General features: G+C 39.5%; 1 protein-coding gene. It reads right to left on the reverse strand.

All coding sequences use genetic code 11. From position 1 onward, the window contains the following. Positions 1-864, reverse strand: an 864-nt coding sequence (locus A9G47_RS02955; RefSeq protein ID WP_141674796.1) for a peptidoglycan-binding domain-containing protein, incomplete at both ends; no start/stop codon positions are given.

Genomic DNA, 864 nt, shown 5'->3' on the forward strand with positions numbered 1-864 from the left:
ATTATTAGTTTTATTAAGCCCAAAACCATTACAAGTTGGCTCAGTCAGATTTTTAAAAGTTGAACATTGGCATTGAGCCTGTGTAAAAAATGAATCTATTGAATACTCATCTTGAAATCTATCAATTGCTTGTATAACTTGTATATCCACAACGCCAGTTTCCTCAACTTGCATATAATCACGTTGAAACTGTTTTATCATCCTTTCTGTTCTTTCAGTAAATTCATCGGTTGGTACATTGCCACCAAAACCTGCAAGGCGGATATTAATTTCCCGAATAACCTCATGCTTATCCCCTTTCTGAAAAAGAATCTCGCTTTTAGGGAAGTAATCTATCATCGCCACCGGATGAATAAACCACGCCTTGCCGTCTGCGGATAGATTGGACAGTTTAGGGGTATTGGCATCAGTGTTTGCGGTTGGGTTTTGAGCTTGTGCCTGTGCCACTTCTTTCCACCACAGTGACGGTTTAATGCGTTGCTCTTTTTCAAGTTGCCAGTTTGATTTGACATGCTCAAGGGCTTCGTCCACTTTTTTCATGGCAAAGTCTCGATGATAGGGCTCGATTATGCCGATTTTATCTAATATCGCTTCAATAGACTCTTTTTTTTGTTGCTTTTCTTCTTCAAACAGCTCATCTATCTCATTCCATTTACTTAATGCTTCATCGGCATACCATTCACTTTCATATTTGACCAGTAAATGCCCTATCCGCTCTGCGGCCCAACTTCGGCGTAGACCTTCCTTTAAATAGTTATCCGTAAAAGAAGGTAAGTGTGTTTTTTTTCGCTGATTGGAATAACGCAAAGTTCCCGTTAAGATTTGATGTAATTCCTGCATCGCTGGCGTGTAATCTTCTAAATC

It is taken from the genome of Gilliamella sp. WF3-4 (assembly GCF_001690275.1).
Classification (GTDB): domain Bacteria; phylum Pseudomonadota; class Gammaproteobacteria; order Enterobacterales; family Orbaceae; genus Gilliamella; species Gilliamella apicola_C.